This window comes from Alkalimonas cellulosilytica (genome assembly GCF_036325985.1).
In the GTDB taxonomy this organism is placed as follows: Bacteria; Pseudomonadota; Gammaproteobacteria; order Enterobacterales; family Alteromonadaceae; genus Alkalimonas; species Alkalimonas cellulosilytica.
This window is the reverse complement of record NZ_JAUHLI010000039.1, coordinates 1-5,066: the sequence shown is the minus strand read 5'-3', so window position 1 is coordinate 5,066 and position 5,066 is coordinate 1. Positions and strand designations below refer to the sequence as shown.

General features: G+C 46.0%; 2 protein-coding genes. One reads left to right on the top strand and one right to left on the bottom strand.

Translation table 11 applies throughout. The features are described from left to right. Positions 1 to 140: 140 nt before the first annotated feature. A complete protein-coding gene (locus QWY20_RS18385; RefSeq protein ID WP_330130436.1) occupies positions 141 to 1,679 on the top strand; it encodes a PKD domain-containing protein in 1,539 nt (512 codons plus the stop codon). A gap of 287 nt (positions 1,680 to 1,966) precedes the next feature. Here the strand turns inward: QWY20_RS18385 and QWY20_RS18380 are convergent. Further along, positions 1,967 to 5,066 (bottom strand): helicase-related protein (locus QWY20_RS18380; RefSeq protein WP_330130435.1); only part of this gene is annotated, 3,100 nt, incomplete at its 5' end.

The following is a 5,066-nucleotide window of genomic DNA, read 5'->3' as shown; positions in this document are numbered from 1 at the left end:
TGATTACCACTATTTTGATGAACCGGCTTTGTACCGGCAGCAGGATTAAACAGCACTTTCTCACAAACTTGTCAGGCAACCGCAGCCTTCAGCGGTGCCTTACCATGGAACCAATTTCTTCACCATCAAAAGGAAGCATGATGAACATAACCACAACACTTTTAACGCGTACTGCATGGCTGGCTTGCGCCGGCGTTGTCTTGGTCAATTGCGGCGGTAGCAGCAGCGATGAAGCGCAGTCTCCAGCACCACAACAATTTACGGTCACCACACAAGCAACTGCAGGTGGAAGTGTAAGCCCTGTTCAGCGGCAAGTGAACGCAGGCCAAACGACGAGCTTTACCATCTCGCCCGATTCAGGGTTTAGTTTGGCCAGTGCGCAAGGGTGCAATGGCAGCCTGGCCGCAGGCACTTTTACCACAGGCGTCATTCAGGCGAATTGTACCGTCAATGTCACCTTTAATGCGCTCCCTATTGCCGATGCTGGTGCCAATCAGACGGTTGAAACCGGCAACCTGGTGACGCTTGATGGCTCTGCCAGCAGCGATGCAGAGGGCGATGCGCTCAGCTATGCCTGGCAGGTTACGCAAGTACCAGAGGGTGCGAGCGTAGCGCTCTCGTCAGCCACCGATGTTCGGCCAAGCTTCACTCCGCAAGTCGATGGGGTGTATGTCTTTCAATTGGTGGTGTCGGATCCATACGGCAGCAGCGAGCCTGCGCAGGTGCAGGTCGAAGCCACTACCGCGAATTTACCCCCGGTCGCCAACGCCGGCCCGAATCAATCCGTAGCAACGGGTGCACAGGTTGAGCTGGATGGTCGTCAAAGCTCTGATCCGGAAGGGCAGCCCCTTAGTTACAGCTGGATTATGGTCAGTCGACCCAATGGCAGCATGGCAGAGCTAAGCGCAACAGATACCGCCACGACGCAATTTACCGCCGATGTGGCAGGCGAGTTTGTGATCGAACTGACTGTCAACGATGGTGAGCTCGACAGCGAGCCTGTACAGGTTCTGGTTGAGGCAACCACTGCCAATGTTCCGCCAGTGGCCAACGCAGGCTCCGATCAAACCGTGATCGTAAACTCCGTGGTGCAGTTAAGTGGCGCAGCCAGCAGCGATGCAGACGGCGATCAGCTGAGCTACCACTGGCAATTTGTCAGCATACCTGACAACAGCGAAGCTGAGCTCATCAATGCCCGTGACGTTGAAGCCGAATTTACGCCGGATCAGGTCGGCAACTACGTCATCCGCCTGACGGTCGATGACGGGGTGGATAGTGCAACTGATCAAGTTGTAATCGAAGCCATCGCAGCTCGGCTTCAGCTGCAGGAAAAGGACTTTTTCTCCGGTTACCGCGATCTCAACTTTCCATACAGCAGCAGTGGCACCATGAGCGTGACCCTGGTAGGCAGCAATACCGTAACTGTTGGGGAGTACCGCCTTGTTGCTCTGGGTCAGGATTACGTTATCACCGACCTAGTGGCCAGCGATGATAACAACCTGGTCGTGCCTGAGTTTGCCGGTTTGGTCGATGGGCAAATCATCGCTGCAGGCGATACGGTGGATTTCAGGTTGCTATCACCCAAAACAGGCAACCAGCAAGCCAATGTGGTGTTCTCGTTCCGGGTTGAGGGTACGGATAAAACCTTCCAGGTGCGCAGGCTGTTGACCACCAATTAGTCAGGAAGCAACAACGGGGCAGGGACGCCCCATCCTTAAAGGTTTAACGTTATAGCATAGCGTTATCACTAAGCGCTGCTTTCCTTTGTAAACCCAGTCCCATGTAATTTTCGCATATAGATGTAGGCAAACGATATGCTTGGTTTCACGGTATGGCTATCACCAAATGAAACTGTATGCGTAACATCAAATCAAAGTTAAAATTTATAAGAGAGAGACACACAGCTTCTTTTGCCGACCACAGTTGTAATCTGTGGTCGGCAATTCAAAGAGCAGCTTTCAAACATTTATTTTATAACTATAAAAGTTGCCCAGTTTGCACTTTGTACAACTTGCATATCCTCTTGTTTGGATATCAACTCTTCAAGTTGACCTTGCGCGTCAAGATAAAAATCGTGTTCCATTTGGTGGTAAAAGCGCATATGAGGTTTCCAATACCCAACGCCTTGATCAAGAATTAATTGACTCTGTGATCCATCCTGCCAGCTTAACGATAGTACGCGAGAATGAGGTATTTCCCATGTACTTTTCATAAGGTTAACCTGAATATCAGCACCAGGGCTTTGCAGTTCTAGCAGCCTGCTAAGCATGTAATGTTGTTCATTTTCCTCTTGCCAATCATGACTAATTACTTTGCCTTGTTGTGCCGATCTTGCCGCAACAGTATTAATAATTACTTTTACACCAGCATTAGTTGAAAAAATACTCAGCAATTTGCTGCATAGCAAAGCTGCCCAGGGTGATTTCAAGTAACGATCGGTGTAACTAACTGCGGTTATTTTGCTGTTAGTTAATTTTTCAACAAAATCAGGCGTCTGTTGCTTCAACAATGAGATGAATGCACTTTTAAAATTAAGAATTTTGCCATCAAGTTGGTTGGTAACCTCAATCACTCTTGATTTATCTTTATCGGATTTCAGAGTGATAAAGTCATAGTCGGCCGCTAAACAGAGTGGTATTTGGTTCGATGTGACCCAAACAGTTTCTTGATCAGAGCTAAGCCAGTTCTCACCTGGGATAGCTTTTTCTGCAGAATTTGTTACGAGACTAATGCATTGATCTGCATAAATAACTTGCATTGCCGTAACCAATTTACCTTCACCGACAATGTCTTTGCTTGTTAAGCGTTTAACTTTAATGCCTAGACTATGCAAAGCGCTTAATTGCCTTTCAGTTTCGCTGCTGGCTTTACATTTATCCGGTACAACAAGCTCGATATTAAGCTGATCGATAATTTTCCAGGTTAGAACTTTATTTTTAAAAGCAGGTAACGCTAAATCCCAAAATGTCTCTTCACCATGTAAATAAAGTCGAACTGTCAGTACATCTTGGTTCGTTTTCTTTAAGCCTTGAACCGAACGAATAAACCGATCAGGTCCCATAGCACAAAGTTCTGCCCCTTTGATTTTACTGAATACAGTAGGTAAATGTAGGTAATCAATAATTCGACTTTCCTCTAACCATTCCAAGGCAAGGTGTCTGTCTAACTCCTGTTGCTCAACTCTGCTGTCGGACCCAGCAAGACAATGAGAACAAACATTTTCACAGTCTGCGGGACAACGCATTAATTCAAAGCTCTTAAGTAAGAGTTGTTGAATATTATTCAAACCATTAAGAACAAAACCGGCACCACCACTCACATTATCAAAAAGTTGAATGATGGAGCGGTTAGCTTTGCTTTCTAAATCTTTATCGAGTCTGATCGCAAAGCCCATTTCAGTGCTTGCAATCCCTAGGTACTCTGCGATGGTATCGCGCAAGGCAACAGCGAGAGTTCTTGCTGTAATTTGATGCGCCTTGCTGTCTGATAACCATTTGCCTGTTCGTGGGCTTTTAAAAGCGATTTCCAGTACATCCGTATGCGTGTGATAACCCAGATAAATATTGGGTTTAACATGATGTCCTGGGCAGGATAATTCTCTTGTTCCAGCAGAGGCGCCACCTACAGCACGGTGATTTTTTTCATAAGCTAATGCTTGCGGAATATTATTACTCAATGTCATGGACTCGGCTTTGCCGCAAGCCAAACAGACGGCAAAACCGTTCTCATTTTCACCAGAAGAATGATGAAAAACAGTACCATTGTGGCCGAAACGGATAAATCCACATCGTGGATCTGGTAAAGGTAATGTTTCTCCAAAAACATTTACGCGCGGCTCTGCTAGCTTGATGAACTTTTGACTTGTTATGTCGTTTGATGTTGGCTCATAAAAGTCAGTGACAAATCCAACAGGTCGCAATACCTGCTTGACATCATCAACTGGTTCATGGCAGTGGTTACAAGTTAATTCGGCTTTGTTGCTATAGGCATTCTCTTTCACGCCTGTTGCGCCACAATTATGGCAACGCCATGCCAAGTCAAATTTTAAAGCACCACCTCCGTTACCTACTTGATAATTTTGCAATAAAACACCAGCAGATTGATAAACACGACCGTCTATCACCAGGCTAGAGCCAGGCGCATATTCACGTAAAGCTACATCAAGGCTGCGGCTCGGTTTTTCTTTGGTAGAAAAGATATTGTCTTCACGATCGCGATGTTGTTTGCGCTTGTTCGTCTCTGCCCAGTCTTCTATATTGTAATTGTTCAGGTTTACAACATCTGTTGGAAAGCCATAACCAGGTAAAAAACCTCTGCTTGCCAGATCACGAAGTAAATAATCTTGGTCATGTCGTTTAAGCTCAAGCTCTAGCGCCTTCTTATAAGCAGGATCACTTGCTGAAGCAATGTTAGTTACAATTTGTATTCGTTGCTTTGTCCAATAATCCTTCAATTGTGATATAGCCGATAAGGTATCCGCAACAATTAAAGAAGTTGCAAGGCCAGCTAATGCTGTGCCACGCACCAACTCTTCAATAATATGATGAAAGGTTGCCTGCTCATGTTGTAACCAGCTGCAAAAGTTCACACAGGGTTCTGTTTCATCAGCATAAAACCAATGCACAGTAAGCTTTGTTCGTTCCGTTTCACTTGCCGGCACAGTAAACTTCAAAAATAGTGAAAGTAGAGCGGAGTTGACATGGCGTTGCACAATACGAGCGGAGCTTAGTGTTACTTTGGGAGCCGGAATATTGGTGATAAATGGCCATTTCGGATTAAGGAAGGCCCGTTGATTATGGGGATCTGCTTTGCATAACGTGTAGGCAATTGCTCTTGCTTCACTTCTTCGGCCGGCACGCCCAGCACGCTGAAGGTAATTGGCAGGGTGGGGTGGAACATTATTCATTACAACTGCAGAAATACCACCTATATCGACACCCATTTCCATGGTGGTAGAGCAATTGAGCACATTGATATCACCTTTTTTGAAGAGTTCCTCATAATACTGTAAGGTGCTTGCTGATTGTTGAGCAGAGTGTTCTGCAGTTCTGTAGTAAAAGCCACCT

Bases quoted from the DNA above. Each gene is read 5' to 3' on its own strand.
- QWY20_RS18385 (WP_330130436.1), top strand. From the start codon at position 141: ATGAACATAACCACAACACTTTTAACGCGTACTGCATGGCTGGCTTGC.